Below are 24790 nucleotides of genomic sequence, written 5' to 3' on the forward strand. Positions count from 1 at the left end.
GAGGGGGTGCGTCAGGCGTGTTCGACGATGTGGCCGTCGCTCAGCTCCAGGACCCGGTCGGCGAGGCCGAGCAGCTGGGGGTCGTGGGTGGCGACGAGGGCGGTGACGTTCTCGCTGCGCACGACCGCGCGGAGCAGTTCCATCACGGCCAGCCCGGTCTCGGCGTCCAGCTGTCCGGTGGGCTCGTCGGCGATCAGGAGGGCGGGGCGGTTGGCGAGGGCGCGGGCGATGGCGACGCGCTGCTGCTGGCCGCCGGAGAGCTCGCCGGGGCGCTGCTCGGCGTGGTCGGCGAGGCCGACCAGGGAGAGCAGCAGCGCTACGCGCTCCTCGCGCTCGGCCGGGTCGGCCTTGCGCAGCCGCAGCGGAACGCCGACGTTCTCGGCGGCGGTCAGGATCGGGATGAGGCCGAAGGACTGGAAGATGAAGCCGACCCGCTCCCGGCGCAGCTCCAGCAGGCCCTTCTCGCCGAGACCCGCCAGCTCGGTGGAGTCGACGGTGATCCGGCCGCTGTCCGGGGTGTCCAGGCCGCCGACCAGGTTGAGCAGAGTGGTCTTGCCCGAGCCGGAACGGCCCTTGAGGGCGACCAGCTCACCGCGCGGGATGTCGAAGGAGACCCCGCGCAGGGCGTGCACGGCGGCCGCTCCGTTCCCGTACGAGCGGTGCAGGTCCTCGACCCTGACCATGACCGTACGGGCCGGGTCCTCGGCGACAACCGTGCCGGACTTCCCGCTGGTGCTCTCGGTCATGCTGCTCCCCCGTACGTATGTGGCCCGCGCCTTCGGCCGCCAGTATGTGCGTGCGGCACACGGCCGGGCAATGCTCGGCGGCCGGACGCGTGCCCCAGGGCCGGTGGAAGCGCGGAGCAGGCCGGTGACCGCACCCCGTGAAAGGGGTGAAGCGCGGAATCGGCCGGTGGGCCGCACCCCGGGACAGGGGTGCGGCCCACCGGCCGATTCGCTCGTACGGGTCCTGGCTAGCGGACCTCGGTGATCTCCGGTCCGCGCTGGAGCTGGCCCATGCCGCCGGAGAACTTCGAGCCCTCCTGGTCCTCCTGCTGGACACCCTCGGGCACCATCTGGGCGTCGTTGGGGAGCTTCAGGACGATCGGGTCGCGCGGAGCCATCGGGCCCTCCCCGCGGACCACCACGGTGTCCCGGAAGATCGTCTCCAGCAGCCCGGCGGCCTCCGGCTGGACGGCGCCCTGGCCGGAGATGACACCGCGCAGGAACCAGCGGGGGCCGTCGACGCCGACGAAGCGCACCAGCTGGACACCGTTGGCCCCGTCCGGCAGCTGTACGGGGACCTGGGCGCGCAGCTCCCAGCCCAGCGGGCCCTCGACCTCGTCGATGACGCCGCCCTGCTGGGTGATGCCGGAGGCGATCTCCTCGCGGACCTCGCCCCAGATGCCCTCCCGCTTGGGGGCCGCGAAGGCCTGCAGCTGGACCGCGCTGTCGCGCAGCACCACGGTGGCGGCGACGATCGCGTCCCCGGCCACCTCCACGCGCAGCTCCATGCCCTCGACGCCGGGCACGAAGATGCCGCCCAGGTCGACCCGGCCCTCGCCGGGCTGGGAGACCTCGGTGCTGTCCCAGGGTCCGTCCGGCCGGGGGGCCGGCGGAAGATTCGTCCGCCGGGCGCTCGGTGCGGCCCCGCCGGTGCTCTCGTCGGCGACCTGCTCGGCCTCGCGCACCTCGTCCGCCGCGTCCTCGGCGGAACCACTCTTCTTGCGACGTCCGAACACGTCACTGTCCTTCCCGGTCGGATACGACCGAAGCGTAGCTGTTCCCACCGTGGGTGATCCCGCCCTCGGCGACGTCCACCGACGCGTGACCGCCGGTGGACCCGAAGCCCCCTTCGGCCCGCGCCGAGCCGGGAAGTTCCGCCACCTCGTGGAAGCGCACCTTCTCGACCTGCTGGACGACCAGTTGGGCAATCCGGTCGAACCGTTCGAACCGCACGCTCTCGCGCGGATCGAGGTTGACCACGATCACCTTGATCTCCCCACGGTACCCGGCATCCACCGTCCCCGGGGCATTCACGAGAGCCACTCCGCAGCGGGCCGCGAGGCCCGAGCGGGGGTGTACGAAGGCGGCGTACCCGTCGGGCAGGGCGATGGAGACCCCGGTGGGCAGCACCGCGCGCTCGCCGGGGGCCAGTTCGGCGGCCTCGGTGGTCACCAGGTCGGTCCCGGCGTCCCCCGGGTGTCCGTACGCCGGAATCGGTACGTCCGGGTCGAGCAGGCGGATCAGTACGTCGACGGGGCCGCGCATCAGGGGTTCACCTCGAAGGCTCGGGCGCGCTTGACCTGGTCCGGGTCGGCCATGGCCGCCTGGATCTCGGCGGGCCGCCCGTTCTCGATGAAGTGGTCCACCTTGACCTCGATGAACAGGGCGTCGGCGCGGACCGCGACGGGGCCCTCGGGACCGCCGATCCGGCCGGTGGCCGTGGAGTAGATCTTCCGGCCGTGCACGGCGGTGATGCGGGCGTCGAGGTGCAGCACGGTGTCCACGGGGACGGGGCGCACGAAGTCGGTCTCCAGCCGTCCGGTCACCGCGATCGTGCGCAGCAGCCAGTTCAGCGAGCCGAGCGTCTCGTCCAGCGCCGTAGCGAGCACACCGCCGTGGGCGAGGCCGGGGGCGCCCTGGTGGGCGGGCTTGACGGTGAACTCGGCGCTCACGCTCACGCCCTCGCCGGCCCGCGCCATCAGGTGCAGGCCGTGCGGCTGTCCCTCACCGCAGCCGAAACAGTGCTCGTAGTGCGCGCCGAGGAGCTCCCCGGGGGCGGGGGCGTCAGGGTGCCGGACCGGCGCGACGGCGTCGGCCGGGGGTGTCAGAGCTGCTGATGTTCCACTCACAGGCGCAGACCTTACCCGCGCGGCGGCACGCCGGTCTCGCCGTGCCAAGCTTGGTTCCATGCAGCCTTCCGCACCGCCCTACGACGAACGTCTCACCGCGCCCCGTTCCTGGTGGTTCATCGCCTTCGGGGTCGGTGTCGCCTGCGCGCTGATGCTTCTGCCGCTCGGCACCCTGCCGCTGCTCGCGGGGCTGGTCGGCGGCACGGCCGCCGCCGCGGCCGCGGTGAGCAGTTACGGCTCCGCCCGGATCCGGGTGGTGGCCGGGGCGCTGGTGGCGGGTGACGCCCGTATCCCGCTCTCCGCGCTCGGGGAGCCCGAGGTGCTGGACGCCGAGGAGGCGCGCGCCTGGCGCACGCACAAGGCGGACGCGCGCGCGTTCATGCTGCTGCGCAGCTATGTGGGGACGGCGGTGCGGGTGGAGATCACGGATCCGGACGACCCGACTCCGTACGTCTTCCTCTCCACCCGGGACCCACGGGGCCTGGCGGCGGCGCTGACGGCCGTTCCGGCGGCCTGATCCGTTCCCGCGAGGTCAGCCCCCCTCGATCTCCTTGGGCAGCACGACCGGCACGGCGGGCCGCTCCAACGGGGGCAGCTCGGCCAGCCGGTCCCAGGGGATCTGCTGCTTGCGCAGGTCTTCCCTGATCCGGTCGGCGAGCTTGCGGGTGTCGCGGCGGTTCATCGTGGCGCCGACGGCGGCGCCGATCATGAACGGGATCAGGTTGGGCAGGGTGCGGGCCATGCGCTTCATGATCTGCTGGCGCAGCTCGCGCTTCATCTGGCCGCCCAGGGCCGCGTTGAGGGTGGTGGGGCGGGTGACGTCGATGCCGCGCTCCTCCGTCCACGACGTCAGATACGCGCTGCTGCGCTGGCCCAGATTGCCCGGCGGGCGGCGGCCGTAGACCTCGTGGAGCTCGGCGACGAGCTTCATCTCGATCGCGGCGACGCCGGTGACCTCCGCCGCCAGCTCGGCGAGCATGGCGGGCGGTACGGGCATCATGGCGGCCGCGCCGATGCCCGCGCCGACGGTGGCGCTGGCCCGGCTCGCGCCGGCCACGAGCTTGTCGGCGAGTTCCTCGGGCCCCAGCCCGGGGAACTGCTTGCGCAAGGTGGCGAGATCGCGCACCGGGACGCGGGGAGCCGTTTCGATGATCCGGTCGGCCAGCTGGCCGGCCAGGGCACGGGCGCTCTCCCCGCTCCTGCGCACCCCCCGTTTCACTGCGTGCAGGCGGCCTGCCCCGGTCGTGGGCTCCGCCTGGTCCGTCTCTCCGCTCCGCTCCGGCAGGTCTGCCGGACCCGCCACTTCGAGCGAGGCCGAACGGCCCCGCTCGTCGTCGGAGGTACCGGAGGACGTGCCGGAATCACCGGTCTTGGAGACACCGGAGGGGTCCGGCAGGGCGGCGGACCGCTCGGCAGACGGGCTGACGCCTGCCGCCGGGCCTGTGCCGCCCTGATTCGCCTCCGGTCCGTGCCGGCGCCAGGGGCGCCGCTTCCGGAACGGTGTGTCGCCTGCCACGCCGACCCGACCTCAGTCGCAGTCGCGGCAGATGGGCTGGCCGTTCTTCTCGCGGGCCAGCTGGCTGCGGTGGTGCACCAGGAAGCAGCTCATGCAGGTGAACTCGTCGGCCTGCTTGGGCAGGACCCGGACGGCCAGCTCCTCGTTGGAGAGGTCGGCACCGGGCAGCTCGAGGCCTTCGGCCGCGTCGAATTCGTCGACGTCGACGGCGGATGCCGTCTTGTCGCTCCGACGAGCCTTGAGCTCTTCGAGGCTGTCCTGGTCCACGTCGTCGTCGGTCTTGCGTGGGGTGTCGTAATCCGTTGCCATGTCGCTCTCCCCCTCTTGGGTGTCTGCGGGTGTCTCAGCGCACGTAACGCGTGAGAGGCCGGACTTGTGCCCGACCTGAGGCGGAGATTTTGCCTCACATCAAGGTCTGTTACTCAATCGACACCCGCCCGGCCGCCTCGGCGAGGCTCGGCTTGGGTGGCGATGGGGACCGTACACGGTCCCGGCTGCGCAGTTCACAGGCGCCACCCCGTGTACTTCCCGTGATAACCCCCTCCGAAAACCCGGACGATTACCGGCTTTCCGAACGGGATGTGATCACGGAGAGTAGATGGCCCGGAAACGGCCTCTGTGATCGATCACACACGAACCGCCCGAGCGCGGGTCCTGAAAATTCCGCCCAAAGCGAACATGAAGATTCGGTGCGGAGTCACACCGTGCAGCCTCTCAGACCGGCAGGGTGACGCGCATCAGGAGACCGCCGCCTTCGCGGGGCTCCGCGATGATACGGCCTCCGTGGGCCCGCGCGACGGAGCGCGCGATCGACAGGCCGAGTCCGACCCCCTTGTCGCTGCCGGTGCGCTCCGTACGCAGCCGTCGGAACGGCTCGAAGAGGTTGTCGATCTCGTACGCCGGCACCACAGGGCCCGTGTTCGAGACGACCAACAGGGCCTGGCCGGGCTGCACGGAGGTGGCGACCTCCACCCAGCCGTCCTCGGCCACGTTGTACCGCACGGCGTTCTGTACGAGGTTCAGGGCGATCCGCTCCAGCAGGACGCCGTTGCCCTGGACGACGGCGGCGGCCCGCTCGCCGCGGATCTCGACCTTCCGCTCCACCGCCTCCGCCCGGATCTGGTCGATGGCGCGGTCGGCGACCTCGGCCAGGTCGACCGGTTTGCGCTCCACGATCTGGTTGTCACTGCGGGCGAGCAGCAGCAGCCCCTCGACCAGCTGCTCGCTGCGTTCATTGGTGGCCAGCAGCGTCTTCCCGAGCTGCTGGAGTTCGGGCGGGGCCTGCGGATCGGAGAGGTGGACCTCCAGCAGCGTGCGGTTGATCGCCAGCGGGGTGCGCAGTTCGTGCGAGGCGTTGCCGACGAACCGCTGCTGCGCGGTGAACGCCCGCTCCAGCCGGTCCAGCATGTCGTCGAAGGTGTCCGCGAGCTCCTTGAGCTCGTCGTCGGGGCCGTCCAGCTCGATCCGGCGGGTGAGGTCCGTGCCCGCCACCCTGCGCGCGGTCCGGGTGATCCGGCCGAGCGGGGACAGGACGCGTCCGGCCATGGCGTAGCCGAAGGCGAACGCGATGATGCTGAGCCCGACCAGGGCCAGCAGCGAGCGGTTCAGCAGGGTCTCCAGCGCCTGCCTGCGCTGCTCGTTGACGCAGGCGTTCATCGCGGCGTTGAAGGCCTCCGGGGAGGGTCCGTTCGGCAGGTCGCAGATGTCGCTGGCGACCCGTCCGCTCACGATCTCGAAGGGCAGTTTGCTGCCCACCTGGAGGGCCTGCGCGGCCAGCATGTAGATGATCGAGAGCAGCAGGATGCCCGCGATCAGGAACATCCCGCCGTAGAGCAGCGTGAGCCGTATCCGGATGGTCGGGCGCAGCCAGGGGTACGAGGGCTCCTGCTGCTTGGGCTCCCAGGTGGGCTTCGGGGGTGCCGTGGGGGGCGGCGGGGTGGCGGCCATGGTCCTCAGATCCGGTATCCGGAGCCTGGCACGGTGACGATGACGGGGGGTTCGCCGAGCTTGCGGCGGAGCGTCATGACCGTGACCCGCACCACGTTGGTGAAGGGGTCGGTGTTCTCGTCCCAGGCCTTCTCCAGGAGCTGCTCCGCCGAGACGACGGCGCCCTCGCTGCGCATCAGGACCTCCAGCACCGCGAACTCCTTGGGGGCGAGCTGGATCTCCACCTCGTCCCGGAAGACCTCGCGGCGGTTCGGGTCGAGCTTGATGCCGGCCCGCTCCAGGACCGGCGGCAGCGCGACCGTCGTACGGCGGCCGAGCGCGCGCACGCGGGCGGTCAGCTCGCTGAAGGCGAAGGGCTTGGGCAGGTAGTCGTCGGCGCCCAGCTCCAGGCCCTCGACCCGGTCGCTGACGTCGCCGGACGCGGTGAGCATGAGGACCCGGGTGGGCATGCCGAGCTCGACGACCTTGCGGCAGACGTCGTCGCCGTGCACCACCGGAAGGTCCCGGTCGAGCACGACGACGTCGTAGTCGTTGACCCCGATGCGCTCCAGGGCCGCGGCACCGTCGTAGACGACGTCGACGGCCATGGCCTCCCGGCGCAGTCCGGTGGCCACCGCATCGGCGAGCAGCTGCTCGTCCTCGACGACGAGTACGCGCACAGCGCAGTCCTTCCCTAGGTCCTTCTACGGGTCCACACAGCGAACGGCCTCCCGGGGAGGCCGACCGTGTGCGTCCATCCTGCCCGCAACGCCCATAAACCGGCGGTAAGGCGGCGTCGGGCCGACCGGGCCCCGGGGACGGTGCGGAATTACCGGTCGGTCGAGGTTTCTCCGTGACCGCGCATGGGGATGAGGGGTTCACACCCGCGATCACGCCCGGCACGTGGCAGTCCACGACTCCCTCTCCGGTACCCGGAGAAGCGGCGAGATCACCCGCACCTTCGGCACCCCGGCCGGAGGTATTCCGGGCACACCCCCGTGCCACCGACCCACGATGAGGGGGCGCATCATGGACGCTTTCACCGCAGGTCTGCTGCACCGCATCAAGACGACCGAGTCCGACCTCACGCGGGCCCGCGAGGACGGCGACGACTTCCTCGCGGATGTCGAGCAGGGCGAGCTGGACGACCTGCACCGCCTCGCGGCCGAGCACGGCGTGGAGATCGGCGTCACCAGCGTCTGAGTCGTACGGCCCAGGGCCCCGGATGCCGTCACGGCGCCCGGGGCCCTGTGCTGTGCCGCGGCCCTCTCGGCTCTCACCAGGGTCTTCGGTGTCAGTCGTGCCAGGCGCCCAGCTCGTCGAGGGCGGCCTGCAGCGGCTCGAAGACCCCAGGAGTGGCGGCCACGGTCAGGTCGCCGTCGGCCGGCAGCCCGGGGCGGCCGCCGGTCAGTGCGCCCGCCTCCCGGGCGATGAGGTCCCCCGCCGCCAGGTCCCAGGGGTGCAGTCCGCGCTCGTAGTAGCCGTCCAGCCGGCCCGCCGCCACATCGCAGAGGTCGACCGCCGCCGAGCCGCCGCGCCGGATGTCGCGCAGCCGCGGGATCAGCTGCTGGGCGATGTCCGCCTGGTGGCGGCGGACGTGGGCGACGTAGTTGAAACCGGTCGAGACGAGGGCCTGGTCCAGCGGCGGGGCGGGGCGGCAGCGCAGGGCGTTGCCGTTCGCGTACGCACCGCCGCCGAGGACCGCCTGGTACGTCTCCTGGCGCATCGGGGCCTCGACGACGCCCACGACCCGCTCACCGTCACGCTCGGCGGCGATGGAGACGGCCCAGGTGGGCAGGCCGTACAGGTAGTTCACGGTGCCGTCCAGCGGATCGATGACCCAGCGGATGCCGGTGCTGCCCGGGGAGCTGGCCCCCTCCTCGCCGAGGAAGCCGTCGTCGGGGCGGAAGTCGGAGAGGTAGCCGGTGATCAGCTTCTCGGCGGCGATGTCCATCTCGGTGACCACGTCGATGGGGCTGGACTTGGTCGCGGCCACGCCCAGGTCGGCGGGGCGGCCGTCGCGCAGCAGGGCTCCGGCGCGGCGGGCGGCCTCCAGGGCGAGGTCGAGCAGTTCGGTCAGGGCGGGGTCGGTCACGGTGCTCCCTAAGGGGCTCGACGAGAACAGGGGCTGCACGCCTGGGGCGGAGGCTTCACGCGTACGGGCTGTCGGCGCCCGCGGCGGCCGGCTCGGGGGCCCGGGCCGGGCAGCAGCCGACCGGACAGAGGTCGTGGGAAGGGCCGAGGGAGCCGAGCGCGCACGGCTGGACGGTCCGGCCCCGCTCGCTCGCGGCCCGCTCCAGGAGCAGGTCCCGTACGGCGGCGGCGAAGCGCGGGTCGTCGCCCACGGTGGCGGACCGGCGGACCGGCAGGCCGAGCTCGGCGGCCTTCGCGGTCGCCTCGGTGTCGAGGTCGTACAGGACCTCCATGTGGTCCGAGACGAAGCCGATGGGCGCCATCACGACCGCGGGGACGCCCTCGCCGTGCAGGGTCTCCAGGTGGTCGCAGATGTCGGGCTCCAGCCACGGGATGTGCGGGGCGCCGCTGCGGGACTGGTAGACGAGCTGCCAGGGGTGGTCGACGCCGGTCTCCTCGTGTACCGCCCGGACGATCAGCCGGGCCACGTCCAGGTGCTCGGCGACGTACGCCCCGCCCTCGCCGTGCGCCTCCTCGGGCCCCGAGGCGTCGGCGGCGGAGGTCGGGATGGAGTGCGTGGTGAAGGCGAGGTGGGCGCCGGCCCGGACGTCCTCGGGGAGGTCGGCGAGGGAGGCGAGCACCCCGTCCACCATGGGCGCGACGAAGCCCGGGTGGTTGAAGTAGTGCCGCAGCTTGTCCACGCGCGGCACTGCGAGCCCCTCCGCCTCCAGGGCGGCGAGCGACTCGGCGAGGTTCTCGCGGTACTGGCGGCAGCCCGAGTACGAGGCGTAGGCGCTGGTGGCGAGGACGGCGATCCGGCGGTGCCCGTCGGCGGTCATCTCGCGCAGGGTGTCGGTCAGGTACGGCGCCCAGTTGCGGTTGCCCCAGTAGACGGGCAGGTCCACGCCGTGGTCGGCGAAGTCCTTGCGCAGGGCGTCCAGCAGCGCGCGGTTCTGGGCGTTGATCGGGCTGACCCCGCCGAAGAGGAAGTAGTGCTTGCCGACCTCCTTGAGCCGTTCCTCGGGGATGCCCCGGCCGCGGGTCACGTTCGCCAGGAACGGAACCACGTCGTCCGGGCCTTCGGGACCGCCGAAGGAGAGCAGGAGCAGGGCGTCGTAGGGAGCGGGATCGCGCAGATCGGCCATGGCATCGATCCTGCCACCCGGCGCTGACAGCGCGGCACCCGACATCCGACGCCCCGTCGGGAACCCGGCGGGCCACTGGCGGAAATCCGCTTTCGGCCACGCCCCGGCCGACCCGGAAATCCGGTGTCCGGCGGGGCCGCCCGGTCGTAAGCTGTATCAGCCAGCCACACGCCTGACAGGCATGACCGGAGTACCCCTTGCCCAGCCCGTACCGCGCCATCTTCGCCGCCCCCGGTTCCCGGGGGTTCTCCGCCGCCGGGTTCCTGGGGCGGATGCCGCTGTCCATGATGGGCATCGGCGTCGTGACCATGATCTCCCAGCTCACCGGTCGCTACGGGCTGGCCGGGGCGCTCACCGCGGCCCTCGCCATGGCCGCCGCGGTCTTCGGCCCGCAGGTCTCGCGCCTGGTCGACCGGTACGGGCAGCGGCGCGTGCTGCGCCCCGTCACGCTGGTCTCGGTGGCCGCGGTGGCGGGGCTGCTGGTCTGTGCCCAGCAGGGGGCGCCGGACTGGACCCTGTTCGTCTTCGCGGCCGGCGCGGGCTGTGTGCCGAGCGTGGGCTCGATGGTCCGGGCCCGCTGGGCGGCGATCTACCGGGGTTCCAGCCGTGAGCTGCACACGGCGTACTCCTGGGAGTCGATCGTCGACGAGGTGTGCTTCATCTTCGGCCCGATCATCTCGATCGGCCTGTCCACCGCCTGGTTCCCGGAGGCCGGTCCGCTGATCGCCGCCGCGTTCCTGCTGGTCGGGGTCTTCTGGCTGACCGCCCAGCGTGCCACCGAGCCCATCCCGCACCCGAAGTCGCTGCACACCGGCGGCTCGGCGCTGCGCTCGCCGGGCCTCCAGGTCCTGGTGATCACCTTCGTGGCGACGGGAGCGATCTTCGGGGCCGTCGACGTGGTGACGGTGGCGTTCGCCGAGGAGAGCGGCCACAAGGCCGCGGCCTCCCTGGTGCTGGCCGTCTACGCGCTAGGTTCCTGTCTGGCGGGGGCCGTCTTCGGGCTGCTGCACCTGAAGGGGAAGCCCGCGACCAGGTGGCTGGTGGGGGTCTGCGCGATGGCCGTGAGTATGATCCCCCTCCAACTGGCCGGGAACCTCGCGTTGCTGGCCGTGGCGCTCTTTGTCGCGGGCCTCGCCATCGCACCGACGATGGTCACCACCATGGCCCTCGTCGAAGCGCACGTACCGCGCACCAAGCTGACCGAGGGCATGACCTGGACCAGTACCGGGCTCGCGGTCGGAGTGGCGCTCGGCTCCTCGGCCGCCGGCTGGGTGGTCGACGCCGCCGGGGCGAAGGCGGGGTACGCGGTGCCCGCCGTGGCGGGAGGGCTCGCGGCAGCTGTGGCGTTCCTGGGGTATCGCCGGCTGGCGAAGCCGGTTCCTACGGGAGGGCGCGGGGAAGATGACCGACACCTACGCACGGAAGACGACGAACGCGTGGCGTAACTGGGCGGGCAATGTCACCGCCCGGCCGGCCCGGGCCGAGTCACCCGCGTCCGTGGACGAGCTCGTGGACGTACTGCGCCGGGCGCACGCGGACGGCCTGAGGGTGAAGCCGGTCGGCACCGGCCACTCCTTCACGGCGGCCGCGGCCACGGACGGCGTACTGATCCGCCCGGACCTGCTCACCGGCATCCGGGAGATCGACCGCACGGCGATGACGGTCACCGTGGAGGCGGGCACTCCGCTCAAGCGCCTCAACACCGCGCTCGCCCGCGAGGGGCTCTCGCTCACGAACATGGGCGACATCATGGAGCAGACGATCGCCGGGGCGACCGCCACCGGAACGCACGGCACCGGCCGCGACTCGGCGTCGATATCCGCCCAGATCCACGCCCTGGAGCTGGTCACCGCCGACGGCACGGTGCTGGTCTGCTCGGAGCGGGAGAACCCGGAGGTGTTCGCCGCCGCCCGGGTCGGGCTCGGCGCCCTCGGGGTGATCACCGCCGTCACCCTCGCCGTGGAACCGGTCTTCCTGCTGACCGCCCGGGAGGAGCCGATGGCCTTCGACCGGGTGACCGCCCAGTTCGACCAGCTGGTCGCCGAGAACGAACACTTCGAGTTCTACTGGTTCCCGCACACCGGCAACTGCAGCACCAAGCGCAACAACCGCAGCGCGGGCCCCGCCGCCCCGCCCGGGAAGGTGAGCAGCTGGATCGATGACGAGCTGCTCTCCAACGGCATCTTCCAGGTGGCCTGTTCGGTGGGTCGGGCGGTTCCGGCGACCATCCCCTCGATCGCCCGGCTCTCCAGCCGCGCCCTCTCGGCCCGGACCTACACCGACATTCCCTACAAGGTGTTCACCAGCCCGCGCCGGGTGAAGTTCGTGGAGATGGAGTACGCCGTTCCGCGCGAGCAGGCCGTGGCGGCGCTGCGAGAGCTCAAGGCGATGGTCGAGCGCTCACCGTTGAAGATCAGCTTCCCGGTCGAGGTGCGCACCGCGCCCGCCGACGACATGGCCCTGTCGACGGCCTCGGGCCGCGACAGCGCGTACATCGCCGTGCACCTCTACAAGGGCACGCCCCACCGCTCGTACTTCACCGCGGTCGAGCGGATCATGGCCGAGCACTCCGGCCGGCCGCACTGGGGCAAGATCCACACCCGGGACGCGGCCTACCTGGCGGGGGTCTACCCGCGCTTCGGCGAGTTCACGGCCGTACGCGACCGGCTCGACCCGGACCGGATGTTCGGCAACGACTACCTGCGACGCGTCCTCGGCGAGTGACCTCCCGGACAGCACAGCGGCCCCCTTGACGTCTTGCGTCGCAAGGGGGCCGATGTGCTGTCCGGTCCGCGGCAGGCCGGTCACTCGCCGCCGGTGCCGTCGGCCGGCGGGACCTGCTCCCCCTGGCCGGGGGCGCCGCCGGAGCCCGTACCGGTCGGATCGGGCGCGCCGGTGCCGTTGTCGCCGGGGGTCGACGGGGTCGGGGCCGGGTCGGGCGTGATCTCGTCGCCGCCGGAGTCCGAGGGCGTCGGCGCGGGGGCCGAGCCGGTGCCCGGGCTCTCGCCACCCGTGCCCGTACCGGGGTCGGGGCTGGTGCTGGCGCCGTCGTCCGGATCGGGGGCGGGGGCGGAGCCGGAGCCGTCGCCGGGGGTCTGCCGCTCGTCCTCTCCCCCGTCCTGGCCGGTCTCTCCGGAGGGCGTGGGACCGGCCGGTCCGGGGTCGCGGTCGCCACCGCCGCGTACGACGGAGCTGAGGGTGGTCCCGTGACCGCCGCTGAGGTCGTTGCCCGAGATCACCTCGAAGACGGTGATCCCGGCCATGGACACGGCGAAGACCGCGGCGGCCGCGAGCGCGGGGCGCTTCCAGCCGCGCAGACGGGTGCCGTGGGTGGTGCCTGCGGTGAACGCGTCGTCGGTGGACACGTCACCGGTGCCGGCCTGGCCCGCTCCGGCCTGGGGCAGCAACTGCGTACGGTCCGGACGGGATCCGGCCTCCGCGCCCGGGCCGGGCCGTGCCCGCGGCATCCGGCTCCGCGCGTCGCCGAGGTCCAGCAGCTGCGTCCGGTCCGCGTCGGCGGCCGGTCTCAGCGGCTGCGTGCTCTCCGCGTCCGGCACCACCCGCGGCACCGCGCCCGGGTCGGCCGTGGGCAGCACCGTGGTCGCGTCGGCCGTGGACTCCGGCTGCGGCCGCCGCTCGGCACCTCTGTGCGCCGAGGGCGTCGTCTCCTTGGTGTGTACCGTCACCTGGCGGCCCTCCGGGTGGGTCACCTGGACCGTCACCTCACGGATCTGCTCGCCGGTGCGGCGGAAGAAGTGCTGGAAGACGGAGCCTCCGCAGGTGGCGACGACGCTCATCACGCCGGCTCCGGCGATGGTGCCGTACACGCCCAGTTGCGAGGCCGCCACCGCTGCCGCGACGGCCGCGACGGCACTCCCGGCGACCTGCGGCAGACTCAGATCTATGCGCCCTTCCTTGGGTTCTACGTCAGTTTCCGGCTTCTGAACCATTACCAGCCTCTGCTTGACATCTCTCCCACCATGCAACAGGAAGGGACAAATGAGCGAGGTGGACAGTTCCGTTTCCGGTGATTGTGTGAAGCACGACACGCGTCGGGGGCATTTCATGGAGAACCGGGTAACCCAACTCCCATGCCTCCCGAGAAGTTCGGCGGCGCGCCGGTCCACCCCGGTGGCCCGAATGGAGTACTGTGACGAGCCCTGGGGCGGACTCCCACGTGGGTATCCGCGGCTACGGGGCGAGCGCCCGACACGCCGGGCGACTTGGCAAGGTTGTGGCAGGCTGCACCCGGGCAGGTCACACTCGACTAGCGGAAGCAGCGACGCACGTGACGTCGGCAGGCACCACCCGGGAGGTCCCCATGCCCGAACTGCGTGTCGTGGCCGTCTCCAACGACGGCACACGACTGGTGCTCAAGGCTGCGGACAGCACGGAATACACGCTTCCGATCGATGAGCGGCTGCGCGCCGCCGTGCGCAACGACCGCGCCCGGCTCGGCCAGATCGAGATCGAGGTGGAGAGCCACCTCCGCCCCCGCGACATCCAGGCGCGCATACGAGCCGGTGCCTCCGCGGAGGAGGTCGCGCAGTTCGCCGGCATCCCGGTCGACCGGGTACGCCGCTTCGAGGGCCCCGTGCTCGCGGAGCGCGCCTTCATGGCCGAGCGGGCCCGGAAGACCCCCGTGCGCCGTCCCGGCGAGAACACCGGCCCCCAGCTCGGCGAGGCGGTGCAGGAGCGGCTCCTGCTGCGCGGCGCCGACAAGGAGACCGTCCAGTGGGACTCCTGGCGCCGCGACGACGGCATCTGGGAAGTCCTGCTCGTCTACCGGGTGGCGGGCGAACCGCACTCGGCGAGCTGGACGTACGACCCGCCCCGGCGGCTCGTCCAGGCCGTCGACGACGAGGCGCGCTCGCTGATCGGTGAGACCGACGGCGCGGCGGCCGAGCCGAGCTTCCCGTTCGTGCCCCGGATCGCCCGGCTGCCGCGCGACCGGCCGCTGGACCGCGCGCTCGACCGGCAGATCGAGCGTCCCGCACCGGCCGCCGAGCCGGAGGAGTTCGTCAGCAGCGCCTCGGCCGGCGAGCGCGACTCGCTGACCAGCCTGCTGGAGGCGGTGCCGAGCTTCCGCGGCGACATGGTCGTCCCGGAACGGCCCACGCAGCCCGAGCCGCCCGCGCTCGAACCGGCGGCCGAGGAGGTCGAGGCGGACGAGCCGCCCGCCGCCGCGGCCTCGGCCGGTGCCGGTTCGGCGTACGCGGATGTGCTGATGCCCCGGGCGGTGGCCGGTCACCGCGACCGGCTGACCGGGACGACGGACCGTCAGGCCGAGGCGGACGGGGTCCGGCCGGGACGCCGGGCCGCCGTGCCGAGCTGGGACGAGATCGTCTTCGGCACCCGCCGCAAGAAGCAGGACTGACCGGGAGTGCCGGTCAGCGGGAGAGGGGCCCGTACGCGATGGCGTACGGGCCCCTCTCCGTTGCGGCCTTCCCGCTCGGAGGGCCGGGCCCTACTGCGGCTCGGGGCCGGTGGCGACCGGGCGGGCCGGGTCGGCGGACCACTCGGACCAGGAGCCGGGGTAGAGCGCGGCGCGGATTCCGGCGATCTCCAGGGCGAGCACCTCGTGGGCGCCGGAGACCCCCGATCCGCAGTAGACACCGACGGCCTCGCCGCTCGTGCCCGCTCCGAGGCCGGCGAACCGCTCGGTGAGCCGTCCGGCCGGAAGGTAGCGCCCGTCCTCGGCGACGTTCGACGTGGTCGGGGCGGAGACGGCACCGGGGATGTGGCCGCCGACGCGGTCGATCGGCTCGACGTCGCCCCGGTAGCGCTCGGCCGCCCGGGCGTCCAGCAGCAGCCCCGTGCGGGCGAGGGCGGCGGCCGCGTCCGCGTCCAGGGTGGGCAGGGCGCCGGGTTCCGGCCGGAAATCGCCCTCGGCGGGGTGCGGGATCTCGGTGGAGAGGTCGCCGGTCCACGCGGCGAGGCCGCCGTCCAGGACCCGTACGTCCGCGTGCCCGCACCAGCGCAGCAGCCACCAGGCGCGCGCGGCTGCCCAGCCCTGCCCGCCGTCGTACACCACGACCGGGGTGTCCTGCCCGACCCCGGCGCGGCGCATCACGGCGCCGAAGGCCTCCGGGTCCGGGAGGGGATGGCGGCCGCCGCTGCCCGCCGGTCCGGCCAGTTCCGTATCGAGGTCGACGAAGACGGCGCCGGGCAGATGACCGGCCTCGTAGGCGGGGCGGCCGTGCGGACCACCCAACTGCCAGCGGACGTCCAGGAGCACCGGGGGCCGCGGTCCCGCCGACTCGCTCGCGCATTCGGATGCGGTGATGATGGGCTTCATGGGTGCCATCCTCGCGCAGAGGCGGTGGCACCCGTACCGGTACCCGAACGGACAAACCCCTACAAATCGGCCTTCCTCCGTCAACAACGCCGGAGAACGCGGCGCGGCCGGAGCCGCGCCGGCGCCGGGTGGTGCGAGCATCTGCACGGGGTGTGCGGACCGCGTCCTGACCCGGGACGGCGTACCCGCCCCGTTCCCCCGTACGGCCACACAACGGTCCGAGGAGAGACAAGAAGATGACCGAGGCTGTTGCCCGGCGCACGCCCGGAACACCTTGCTGGGTGAGTCTGATCGTGCACGGCCTGACCGCGACCCAGGAGTTCTACCGGGCTCTGTTCGGCTGGGAGTTCCGGCCGGGACCCGACCAGCTGGGGCCCTACGTCCGCGGTCTGCTCGACGGGAATGAGGTCGCGGGCGTCGGCCGGCTGCCGCCCGACCGGCACCTCCCGATCGCCTGGACCACCTACCTGGCGACGGACGACGCGGACCTGACGGCCGAGGCGATCCGGTCCTGCGGCGGCACGGTCGCGGTCGGCCCGCTCGACGCGGGTGAGGCGGGACGGCTCGTCATCGCGTCGGACCCGGGCGGGGCGGTCTTCGGCGCCTGGCAGGGCTCGGAGCACATCGGGACCATGACGGCGGGCGTCCCCGGCACCCCCGTCTGGAACGAGCTGGTGACCCGGGAGACCTCGATGGTCGCGAAGTTCTACCAGACGGTCTTCCGCTACGAGACCGAGGCGGTGGTCTCCGCCGACTTCGACTACCAGACCCTGCACCTGGACGGCCGCCCGGTGGCCGCCCTGCACGGGGTCGGCCAGTCGCTGCCGCGCGACCGGGGCCCGCACTGGATGACGTACTTCGAGGTCACCGACGTGGACGAGTCGGCCGCCCGGGTGGTGGAGCTGGGCGGGCGCGTCCTGCGGCCGCCGCGGGAAGGGGCGAGCGGCAGGCTGGCGACGGTGGCCGATCCGGAGGGCGCGGTCTTCACGATCGTACGGACGTCCGAGGGCTGACCGCCCTCCCGCCGGTCGCCCGGAGCCGACGCCCCTTCGGGGGAGGCCTCAGCCCTCGGCGGCGACCGGCAGCACGTCCGGGGAGAGCGTGCCCGCGCGGGCCGTCTCCGCGGTCAGCCGGCGACGGTGGTGGCGTCGGCACAGCACCTCGTAACCGACCTCGCCCGCCTGCCGGTTGACGTCCCCGACGACGACCTGGGCGCCCTCGACGACCATCTCGCCGTCCACCGTACGGGCGTTGTGCGTGGCGCGGGCGCCACACCAGCACAGCGCCTCGACCTGGAGTGCCTCTATCCGGTCGGCCAGCTCGATCAGCCGCTGGGAGCCGGGGAAGAGCTTCGTGCGGAAGTCGGTGGTGATGCCGAAGGCGAAGACATCCAGGCCCAGATCGTCGACGACCCGGGCCAGCTGGTCGATCTGGACCGGGGCGAGGAACTGCGCCTCGTCCACGATCACGTAGTCGACCCGGCCGCCGCGGCTGACCCGGTCGACGATGTGCGCGTACACGTCCATGCCCTCGTCCGCCTCGACCGCGTCGGTCACCAGGCCGAGACGGGAGGAGAGCTTGCCCTGGCCCGCCCGGTCGTCCCGGGTGAAGATCACGCCTTGGAGCCCGCGCGCGGAGCGGTTGTGACCGATCTGCAGGGCCAGCGTGCTCTTTCCGCAGTCCATGGTTCCGGAGAAGAACACCAGCTCGGGCATGAGGGGTCGAGCACCTTTCACAGCGGCAAGGGGGAGACGTTCGGCGGAGAAACGCGGTTACGAGCGTACTTCGAGCAGCGGGACGAGCTGTTCGACGGGGGTCAGGGAGCCGTGCATGCCGACCATCGCCGACTCGTGCGGCTCGTTGACCGACGCGGTGATGACGACGTCGTCATGGGCGGCGGCGACCACATCGCCGATCCGGCCGTACACCCGCTCGTCGACGACGGGCCCGAACCAGCCCGCCGCGATCGCCTCGTCCCGGCTCGCCACCCAGAACTGTTCGCCGAGCACCTCGCGCCAGACCGCCAGGACGTCCCCCTGGGCGCCGGGCACCGCGTAGACGTGACGGGCACGGCCCTCGCCGCCGAGCAGGGCGACGCCCGCACGCAGCTCCCAGTCCTCGTCGAAGTCGATCCGGGACCGCTCGTCGAACGGGATGTCGATCATGCCGTGGTCGGCGGTGATGTAGAGCGCGGAGCGCGGCGGGAGCTGTTCGGCGAGGCGCCGGGCGAGCCCGTCGACGTACATCAACTGGCCGCGCCAGGCGTCGGAGTCGACGCCGAAGCGGTGGCCCTTGCCGTCGACCTCGCTGTAGTACGTGTAGACGAGCGAGCGGTCACCGGCGGCGAGGCGCTGGGCGGAGACGTCCATCCGCTCCTCGCCGGAGAGCCGGCCGAGGAAGGAGCCGCCGCTGAGCGCGACCTTGGTGAGCGGGGTCTGCTCGAAGTCCGGGGAGGAGACCTGTGCGGTGTGCACGCCCGCCGCGTCGGCGAGCCGGAAGACCGTGGGGTAGGGCTGCCAGACCTTCGGCGCGGTGAACGGCTTCCAGCGGAGCTGGTTCATCAGCGCGCCGGTCTCCGGGTTGCGCACGGTGTAGCCGGGCAGGCCGTGCTCGCCGGGCGGCAACCCCGTACCGACCGAGGCGAGCGAGGTCGCGGTGGTGGAGGGGAAGCCGGCGGTGATGGGGCGGCCCGTGCCGCCGCGCGAGGTGGGGAGCAGGGAGTGCAGGAAGGGCGCCTCGTCCGGGTGGGCCTTGATCTGCTCCCAGCCGAGGCCGTCGATCAGGAAGACGCAGTTGCGGTCGGCGGGCGTCAGTTCGCCGATGGTGGCGGTGAGGCCCTCCACCCCCTGCCCGGCTGCGAGCGTCGGCAGCAGGTCGGCCAGCGAGCCGCTGCCGTACGCGGGGACGGGGGCGGTGTCGAGAGCGAGCGGGACGGGGTCCTGCCAGGCGGGCTGGGCCATCACCGGCCGGTCGCCGCGGTGGCGGCCGTGGCCTCGGAGAGCGACTGGGCGAAGGCGAGGGTCTGACGGACGGCGTCCGGTCCGTCCCCGGCCTCGCTGACGCGCAGGCTCAGGTCGTCCGCGGTGGAGCTGCCCGTGTAGCCGTGGTCGGCCTCGCAGTTGGCGTCGCCGCAGGCGGCGGGCTCCAGGTCGATCCGGGACACCGCGCCCCAGCCGATGGTGAGGACGACCTCGCGGGGCAGCGTGCCCGGAACGTACTTCTCCGGGTTGGCCACCACCCGGCTGACCACGACCGAGGAGATCCGCTCCAGCTTGACCGACTCGGTGGAGGTGGTGGCGTACGGCGTCGGGGAGCTGGTGTCGGCGGCCTGCTCGTCGGTGTGGCTGACGATGAAGCGGTGCTCGGTCAGGACGAGGACCGTGGCATGGCGACGGACCTCGTTGGAGTCGAAGGTGGTCTCCTGGTGGACCAGGTACGAAGCGACCGGCTCCCCGCCGACGGCGGCCTCGACCGCCTCGGCCACGAGGGCCGGGTAGTAGCCGCTGCGCTCGATCGCCGCGCGCAGCCCCTGGGTCGTCGTACCGGTCTTTGCCATGTGCACCATCCTACGGGGGGCCGGTGGCTGCCTGGGACCTGTCAGTAGTTCGGGAGGCGGCGCGGGCCCAGGTCGCCGCGCGGGGGCGGTGGCGCCAGCCGGACGCTCGCGCCGAGCACGGTGAGGCCCTGGGGGGCCACGACCACCGGTTCGAGCGCCACGGAGACCACTTCGGGATGGTCGTCGACGAGGCGGGACAGCCGCAGCAGCAGCTCCTCCAGGGCCGGGGTGTCGACGGGCGCCGAGCCACGCCAGCCGAAGAGGACCGGGGCCGCCTTGATCGACCGGATCAGCTCGGCGGCGTCCCGGTCGGTGGCCGGAACCAGCCGGTGCGCGGTGTCGCCGAGCAGCTCGGAGGGGGCGCCCGCGAGACCGAACGAGAGGATGGCCCCGGCGGCGGCGTCGATGGACGCCCGTACGACCGTGTCCACGCCGCGCGGGGCCATGGACTGGACGACCGGGAGGAGTTCGGCGGGCTTGCCGAGGAGCTCGGTGAACTCCCCGTACGCCCGGCGCAGCGCGTCCTCGTCGGCGAGGTCGAGCCGTACGCCGCCGAGGTCGGCGCGGTGGCGCAGGTGGGGTGCGGTGGTCTTGAGCGCCACCGGGTAGCCGAGGCGGGCGGCCGCGGCGACGGCGGCCCCGGGGTCCGGGGCAGGCAGCGTGGGGCGTACGGGGATGCCGTAGCGGTCCAGCAGCTCGCGGGCCTCGTCGTGGGTGAGGGGGCGGCCGCGCGGGTCGGGGGCGGTGCCGAGCAGGGTGTCGATCAGGGCGGCCGTGCCGGGCTCGTCGATGGTGTCGTCGAGGAACTCGGGCACCTTGCCCTGGGTGGCCGACTGGCGCCGCCACTGGGCGTACTTCACGGCCTCGGCCAGCGCGCGTACGGCGCGTTCGGCGGCGGGGTAGGCGGGGATGCGGCCGGGGGGGTCGGTTGCTTCGGCTGCGGTTGCTGCGGTTGCTGCGGTTTCGGTTGCTGCGGTTGCTTCGGCTTCGGTTGCTGCGGTTGCTTCGGTTGCGGTTGCTTCGGTTTCGGTCTGCGTGGGGGCGGCCGGGGTGGCCGTGGTGGCTCCGGTGGGTGTGCCCGACGTGGCGGAGGGCTGGGCGGCGAGCGTCGTGGGTCGGGTGCGCGGTGCGGCCGTGCTGCTCGCGGCGGCCAGCGCCTCCGCGAGGCCGCCGATCTCCACGTGGACGACGGCGACCGGCTTGGCCGGTCCCCCGGCGGCGGCTCCGCGCAGGGCGGCGGCCAGCACCTCGCCGTCGCCGGTCTCGGCCTCGCCGTTCTCGCCCACCCACGGGATGGCGGTGACGATCACGGCGTCGCAGGTGCCGTCGGCGAGCGCCTCCGCCAGCGCGTCCCGGAAGTCCTGCGGGGAGGCGGCGGTGGTGAGGTCGATCGGCGGGCGCGGGCGGAGGCCCTCGGCGAGGCAGGCGTCGTAGGTCAGGAGGCCGAGGGACTCGGAGTTGCCGAGGATCGCCACCCGGGGGCCGGCCGGGAGCGGCTGGTCGGCCAGGAGCAGTCCGGCGTCCACCATCTCGGTCACCGTGTCGACCCGGATGACGCCCGCCTGCCGCATCAGGGCGGAGACGGTGGCGTCGGGGATGCGGCTGACCGGGACGGCGTGACCGGGCGGGTTGGTGCCGCTGTGCCGGGCGCCCTTCACCACGACGACGGGCTTCACGGCGGCGGTGCGGCGGGCGAGGCGGGTGAACTTGCGGGGGTTGCCGAGCGATTCGAGGTAGAGGAGGGCGACGTCGGTGTCCTGGTCCTCGAACGAGTACTGGAGGAAGTCGTTGCCGGAGACGTCGGCCCGGTTGCCCGCGGAGATGAACGAGGAGAGGCCCGCGCCGCGCCGGTGGAGACCGGAGAGGAGGGCGATGCCGATCGCGCCGGACTGGGTGAACAGGCCGATCCGGCCGCGCGCGGGCGACTCGGGGGCGAGGGAGGCGTTCAGCCGGACGGAGTCGGCGGTGTTGATGATGCCGAAGGCGTTGGGGCCGATGATGCGCATGCCGTACGAGCGGGCCTGGCGGACCAGTTCGCGCTGGAGCTCGCGGCCGGCGGAGCCCCGCTCGGCGTATCCGGCGGAGAGGACGACGAGGCCTTGGACGCCGTGTTCGCCGCAGTCCGCGACGGCTTCGGGGACCCGGTGGGCGGGGACCGCGATGACGGCGAGGTCGACCTGCTCGTCGATCTCGCCGAGCGAGCGGTGGGCGGGCACCCCGTCGAGGGTGGCCGGGCCCTCGTCGAAGGCGCGGTTCACGGCGTAGGTGCGGCCGGTGAAGCCGGCGGCCAGCAGGTTGCGCAGCACCGTACGGCCCACTCCCCCGGGCGTGCGGCCGGCGCCGATCACCGCGACGGAGCCGGGAGCGAGGAGGCGCTGCACCGAGCGGGCCTCGGCGCGCTGCTCGCGGCCGCGCTGGACGGCGAGGGACTTCTCGGTGGGTTCGAGGTCGAGGGTGAGATGGACGGAGCCGTCCTCGAAGGTGCGCTGCTGGGTGTAGCCGGCGTCCCGGAAGACCTTGATCATTTTGTTGTTGGCGGGGAGCACCTCGGCGGCGAACCGTCGGATGGAGCGCTCGCGGGCGACGGCGGCGATGTGTTCGAGCAGTGCCGAGGCGACTCCGCGGCCCTGGTGGGCGTCCTGGACGAGGAAGGCGACCTCGGCCTCGTCGGCGGGGGCGGAGGCGGGCCTGCCCTGCTCGTTGATGCGGTCGTAGCGGACGGTCCCGATGAACTCACCGCCGATCGTGACGGCCAGCCCCACCCGGTCGACGTAGTCGTGATGGGTGAAGCGGTGCACGTCCCGGTCGGAAAGGCGGGGGTACGGGGCGAAGAACCGGTAGTACTTCGACTCGTCGGACACCTGCTCGTAGAAGCTGACCAGCCGCTCGGCGTCGTCCGTGGTGATCGGCCTGATGCGCGCGGTGCCACCGTCGCGGAGCACCACGTCCGCTTCCCAGTGGTCGGGGTACGCCTGATGCGGACTCTGCTCCGGGGTGGGCTCCATGGGCAAAGCCTACGGCCGGCATCCCGGTCGCGGAGGGATCGGTACCGGGGCAGTGTGAGGACGACCGGGTGGAGGCCGGCCGGAGGGAGACCGGGCACAGCATTGCGCACCGCGTGAGAGACTGGTCTAGACAACCGTTGACATGTGAAGGGCAGAACCATGGCTGAGCGCCGCGTAAACGTCGGTTGGGCCGAGGGCCTGCACGCCCGCCCCGCTTCCATCTTCGTCCGTGCCGCCACGGCTTCCGGCGTCCCGGTGACGATCGCCAAGTCCGACGGCAACCCGGTGAACGCCGCCTCCATGCTCGCGGTGCTCGGCCTGGGCGCGCAGGGTGGCGAGGAGATCGTGCTCTCGTCCGACGCGGACAACGCCGAGGCCGCTCTGAACCGTCTGGCGAAGCTGGTCGCCGAGGGCCTCGAAGAGCTTCCCGAGACCGTCTGACGATCCCGGGGCCGTACAACGGCGACGGACCTGAGCCGTGGTTCCGCTGTGGGGGACCACGGCTTCTTCGTTATTTCTGACACCGAAGCGTCGGCCATTGCAGGCCCTATTCGGGCAGCACGAATGAAGCCCTCGGAAATTACTTCTCTTTGTATACGGCGTCCTTGTTAATGACGGACACCCGCGATGTTTACGCCATGTTGCGAAGAACTCACCCGGGGCGGCGGAGCCGCGCGCCGGCCGGGACGGTCCGGGCGGCGCAGCCGGTGGGCGCCGACGGCTCGTTCCGCGTGCTGGGCGGTCAGCGCCCTGGCCCGTTCCGCGTCGCCGCGCGCCACCGCGTCCACGATGGCCCCGTGCTCGACCCAGGAGTCGACCGGGCGAGCCGGCTGCTCGACGGCGTACATCCATGCGATCTTGTGTCTGAGCTGGGTGAGCAGGGCGATGAGGCCAGGACTGCCGGAGGCCTGGGCGAGGGTCTCGTGGAACCATCCGCCCAGCGACCGCAGATCCTCCCCCTCCCCCCGGCGGGCCCGCTCCTGGCCCAGCCTGACCAGCCCGCGGAGCACCTTGAGGTGCGCTTCCGTGCGGCGCTGGGCGGCCCGGGCGGCGCCGAGCGGCTCCAGGAGCATCCGCACCTCCAGCAGGTCGGCGGCCTCCTGCTCGGTGGGCTCGGCGACACAGGCCCCGGCGTGCCTGCGGGTGACGACGAAGCCCTCGGACTCCAGGGTGCGCAGCGCCTCGCGCACCGGGACGCGGGAGACCCCGTACCGCCGTGCCAGCAGCTCCTCGGTGAGGCGGCTGCCGCGCTCGTAGACACCGGAGACGATGTCGTCACGGATCGCCGTGCATACCGAATGCGCGGGAATGCGCATGTCCGAACCTCCGCCTTAATCCCCGCGAAACGCGGCCGGCCGACGCCTGTTCCGTGACTCTATTGCAATCCGCAGCAATTTCCGATGGCAGGCCGGAATTGATGGATATCTTCTGGCCGGAGGCCGGGGACGGAGATGTCGGTCACGGCGGTTTCCCGGCGCATGGCCGAAGGCCCCGGCGGGAAACCGGGGCCTTCGGGCGGGGAGGCCGCGCGAGGCGGGGTCAGACGTTCAGGCCGTGCGAGCGCAGGTAGGCGACCGGGTCCATGTCCGAGCCGTACTCCGGGGTGGTCCGGGCCTCGAAGTGCAGGTGCGGGCCGGTGGAGTTGCCGGTGGAGCCGGAGAGGCCGATCCGCTGGCCGGAGGTGACGCTCTGACCGACGGAGACGCCGATCGAGGAGAGGTGGCCGTACTGGGTGTATGTGCCGTCCGTCATCCGCAGCACGATGTTGTTGCCGTACGCCCCGCCCCAGCCGGCCTCCACGACCGTGCCGGCGCCGACCGCGACGACGGAGCTGCCGGAGGCGGCCTGGAAGTCCACGCCGGAGTGGCTGCCGGAGGACCAGAGCGCGCCGCCCGACTTGTAGCCGGTGGTGACGGACGAGCCGGCGACCGGGAGGTGGAAGGCGTTCAGACGGGCGCGCTCGGCGGCGCGGGCGGCCCGGGTCTTCTCCTCGCGGACCTCCTCGGCGCGGGCGTCGGCCTCGCGCTGGGCCTCCGCCTTCGCCTTGGCCTTCGCGGCCTTGACCTTGGCCTCGGCGGCCGCCTTGGCCTTCGCCCTCGCCAGGGCCTCGGCCTGCTCGTGCTGCACCTGGGCCTGCGCGTCGATCTGCTCGGCGAGCGTGGCATCGAGGGCGATGGCCTGGGCGAGGCCGCTCTCGGCGGCCTTGGGGGTCTCGGGGTCCGCAGCGGCGGCCGGGGAGGCCAGGGAGCCGAGGACTCCGGTGGTGGCCAGGGCCGCGATGCCGGCGGCCTGGGCGCCGCGGCGCGTCAGGCGGCTCGGGGCACGGTGCTTCCCGGTGGCACGGGTGAACGCCATGG

Annotated in this window: 25 protein-coding genes; 7 read left to right on the top strand and 18 right to left on the bottom strand. The window is 72.8% G+C overall.

All coding sequences use genetic code 11. The features are described from left to right. Positions 1-11: 11 nt before the first annotated feature. From ACIQAK_RS22390 to ACIQAK_RS22405, 4 genes are all read right to left on the bottom strand, one after another. Entirely contained in the window at positions 12-746 is a 735-nt protein-coding gene (locus tag ACIQAK_RS22390) for an ABC transporter ATP-binding protein (protein ID WP_366390659.1), read from the bottom strand. A 227-nt stretch (positions 747-973) separates the two neighbouring features. Beyond that, positions 974-1741 carry a DUF3710 domain-containing protein gene (locus tag ACIQAK_RS22395; RefSeq protein WP_366390660.1) on the bottom strand — a complete coding sequence of 256 codons (768 nt, stop codon included), beginning with the start codon at positions 1739-1741 and terminating at the stop codon, positions 974-976. A 1-nt stretch (position 1742) separates the two neighbouring features. Then, entirely contained in the window at positions 1743-2270 is a 528-nt protein-coding gene (dut, locus tag ACIQAK_RS22400) for a dUTP diphosphatase (RefSeq protein ID WP_366390661.1), read from the bottom strand. After that, the gene (locus ACIQAK_RS22405; protein WP_366390662.1) at positions 2270-2854 is read right to left on the bottom strand and encodes a PaaI family thioesterase; all 585 of its coding nucleotides are present in this window, start codon (positions 2852-2854) and stop codon (positions 2270-2272) included. The genes dut and ACIQAK_RS22405 overlap by 1 nt, the downstream gene beginning before the upstream one ends. Before the next feature lie 58 nt (positions 2855-2912). Between ACIQAK_RS22405 and ACIQAK_RS22410 the strand changes: the two genes are divergently transcribed. After that, positions 2913-3371 (top strand): DUF3093 domain-containing protein, encoded by a 459-nt coding sequence (locus tag ACIQAK_RS22410; protein WP_366390663.1) that lies wholly within the window; start codon positions 2913-2915, stop codon positions 3369-3371. 15 nt (positions 3372-3386) lie between these two features. On the opposite strand, the gene ACIQAK_RS22415 is transcribed toward ACIQAK_RS22410, so the two are convergent. The 4 genes from ACIQAK_RS22415 to ACIQAK_RS22430 form a co-directional block, all read right to left on the bottom strand. After that, positions 3387-4370: a hypothetical protein gene (locus tag ACIQAK_RS22415; RefSeq protein WP_366390664.1), complete on the bottom strand. Its 984-nt coding sequence runs from the start codon at positions 4368-4370 to the stop codon at positions 3387-3389. A 12-nt stretch (positions 4371-4382) separates the two neighbouring features. After that, positions 4383-4679 (bottom strand): DUF4193 domain-containing protein, encoded by a 297-nt coding sequence (locus tag ACIQAK_RS22420; RefSeq protein WP_003965732.1) that lies wholly within the window; start codon positions 4677-4679, stop codon positions 4383-4385. 405 nt (positions 4680-5084) lie between these two features. Further along, complete coding sequence (locus tag ACIQAK_RS22425) at positions 5085-6317, bottom strand: ATP-binding protein (RefSeq protein ID WP_366390665.1); 1233 nt, start codon at positions 6315-6317, stop codon at positions 5085-5087. 5 nt (positions 6318-6322) lie between these two features. Beyond that, entirely contained in the window at positions 6323-6976 is a 654-nt protein-coding gene (locus ACIQAK_RS22430) for a response regulator transcription factor (protein ID WP_366390666.1), read from the bottom strand. Between the two features lie 349 nt (positions 6977-7325). Between ACIQAK_RS22430 and ACIQAK_RS22435 the strand changes: the two genes are divergently transcribed. After that, positions 7326-7499, top strand: coding sequence for a hypothetical protein (locus tag ACIQAK_RS22435; RefSeq protein ID WP_366390667.1), 174 nt, complete (start codon positions 7326-7328; stop codon positions 7497-7499). Positions 7500-7590: 91 nt separating this feature from the next. On the opposite strand, the gene ACIQAK_RS22440 is transcribed toward ACIQAK_RS22435, so the two are convergent. Both ACIQAK_RS22440 and ACIQAK_RS22445 read right to left on the bottom strand, forming a co-directional pair. Beyond that, complete coding sequence (locus ACIQAK_RS22440) at positions 7591-8391, bottom strand: inositol monophosphatase family protein (RefSeq protein WP_366390668.1); 801 nt, start codon at positions 8389-8391, stop codon at positions 7591-7593. A gap of 55 nt (positions 8392-8446) precedes the next feature. Next, a complete protein-coding gene (locus tag ACIQAK_RS22445) occupies positions 8447-9574 on the bottom strand; it encodes a ferrochelatase (protein WP_366390669.1) in 1128 nt (375 codons plus the stop codon). Positions 9575-9771: 197 nt separating this feature from the next. Here ACIQAK_RS22445 and ACIQAK_RS22450 point away from each other — a divergent pair, with 197 nt between their 5' ends. Together ACIQAK_RS22450 and ACIQAK_RS22455 are read left to right on the top strand one after the other, a co-directional pair. Continuing rightward, positions 9772-11019: an MFS transporter gene (locus ACIQAK_RS22450; protein WP_366390670.1), complete on the top strand. Its 1248-nt coding sequence runs from the start codon at positions 9772-9774 to the stop codon at positions 11017-11019. Continuing rightward, the gene (locus ACIQAK_RS22455; protein WP_366390671.1) at positions 10976-12298 is read left to right on the top strand and encodes a D-arabinono-1,4-lactone oxidase; all 1323 of its coding nucleotides are present in this window, start codon (positions 10976-10978) and stop codon (positions 12296-12298) included. Before ACIQAK_RS22450 ends, ACIQAK_RS22455 begins: the two co-directional genes overlap by 44 nt. A gap of 80 nt (positions 12299-12378) precedes the next feature. On the opposite strand, the gene ACIQAK_RS22460 is transcribed toward ACIQAK_RS22455, so the two are convergent. After that, positions 12379-13524: a hypothetical protein gene (locus ACIQAK_RS22460; protein ID WP_366390672.1), complete on the bottom strand. Its 1146-nt coding sequence runs from the start codon at positions 13522-13524 to the stop codon at positions 12379-12381. 371 nt (positions 13525-13895) lie between these two features. Here ACIQAK_RS22460 and sepH point away from each other — a divergent pair, with 371 nt between their 5' ends. After that, positions 13896-14951, top strand: a complete 1056-nt coding sequence (gene sepH / locus ACIQAK_RS22465) for a septation protein SepH (protein WP_366390673.1) — start codon at positions 13896-13898, stop codon at positions 14949-14951. 90 nt (positions 14952-15041) lie between these two features. On the opposite strand, the gene ACIQAK_RS22470 is transcribed toward sepH, so the two are convergent. Beyond that, entirely contained in the window at positions 15042-15872 is an 831-nt protein-coding gene (locus tag ACIQAK_RS22470) for a sulfurtransferase (protein WP_366390674.1), read from the bottom strand. Positions 15873-16108: 236 nt separating this feature from the next. Between ACIQAK_RS22470 and ACIQAK_RS22475 the strand changes: the two genes are divergently transcribed. Beyond that, complete coding sequence (locus tag ACIQAK_RS22475) at positions 16109-16885, top strand: VOC family protein (protein ID WP_366390675.1); 777 nt, start codon at positions 16109-16111, stop codon at positions 16883-16885. A 48-nt stretch (positions 16886-16933) separates the two neighbouring features. Here the strand turns inward: ACIQAK_RS22475 and ACIQAK_RS22480 are convergent, their stop codons facing one another. The 4 genes from ACIQAK_RS22480 to ACIQAK_RS22495 are packed head-to-tail and all read right to left on the bottom strand — an operon-like array spanning position 16934 to position 22433. Beyond that, positions 16934-17587, bottom strand: coding sequence for a thymidine kinase (locus ACIQAK_RS22480; protein ID WP_366390676.1), 654 nt, complete (start codon positions 17585-17587; stop codon positions 16934-16936). Between the two features lie 57 nt (positions 17588-17644). Continuing rightward, positions 17645-18832, bottom strand: coding sequence for a nucleotide pyrophosphatase/phosphodiesterase family protein (locus ACIQAK_RS22485; RefSeq protein WP_366390677.1), 1188 nt, complete (start codon positions 18830-18832; stop codon positions 17645-17647). After that, a complete protein-coding gene (locus ACIQAK_RS22490; RefSeq protein ID WP_366390678.1) occupies positions 18832-19428 on the bottom strand; it encodes a DUF5998 family protein in 597 nt (198 codons plus the stop codon). Before ACIQAK_RS22490 ends, ACIQAK_RS22485 begins: the two co-directional genes overlap by 1 nt. Positions 19429-19469: 41 nt before the next feature. Next, complete coding sequence (locus ACIQAK_RS22495) at positions 19470-22433, bottom strand: GNAT family N-acetyltransferase (RefSeq protein WP_366390679.1); 2964 nt, start codon at positions 22431-22433, stop codon at positions 19470-19472. 159 nt (positions 22434-22592) lie between these two features. On the opposite strand from ACIQAK_RS22495, the gene ACIQAK_RS22500 reads away from it, so the two are divergent. Beyond that, entirely contained in the window at positions 22593-22874 is a 282-nt protein-coding gene (locus ACIQAK_RS22500; RefSeq protein WP_366390680.1) for an HPr family phosphocarrier protein, read from the top strand. 167 nt (positions 22875-23041) lie between these two features. On the opposite strand, the gene ACIQAK_RS22505 is transcribed toward ACIQAK_RS22500, so the two are convergent. Together ACIQAK_RS22505 and ACIQAK_RS22510 are read right to left on the bottom strand one after the other, a co-directional pair. Continuing rightward, on the bottom strand, positions 23042-23749 hold the full coding sequence (locus tag ACIQAK_RS22505) for a GntR family transcriptional regulator (RefSeq protein WP_366390681.1): 708 nt from the start codon (positions 23747-23749) through the stop codon (positions 23042-23044). Between the two features lie 223 nt (positions 23750-23972). Continuing rightward, positions 23973-24788: a M23 family metallopeptidase gene (locus ACIQAK_RS22510; RefSeq protein WP_366390682.1), complete on the bottom strand. Its 816-nt coding sequence runs from the start codon at positions 24786-24788 to the stop codon at positions 23973-23975. Positions 24789-24790: the final 2 nt, after the last annotated feature.

It is taken from the genome of Streptomyces sp. NPDC088706 (assembly GCF_044752765.1).
Lineage (GTDB): Bacteria > Actinomycetota > Actinomycetes > Streptomycetales > Streptomycetaceae > Streptomyces.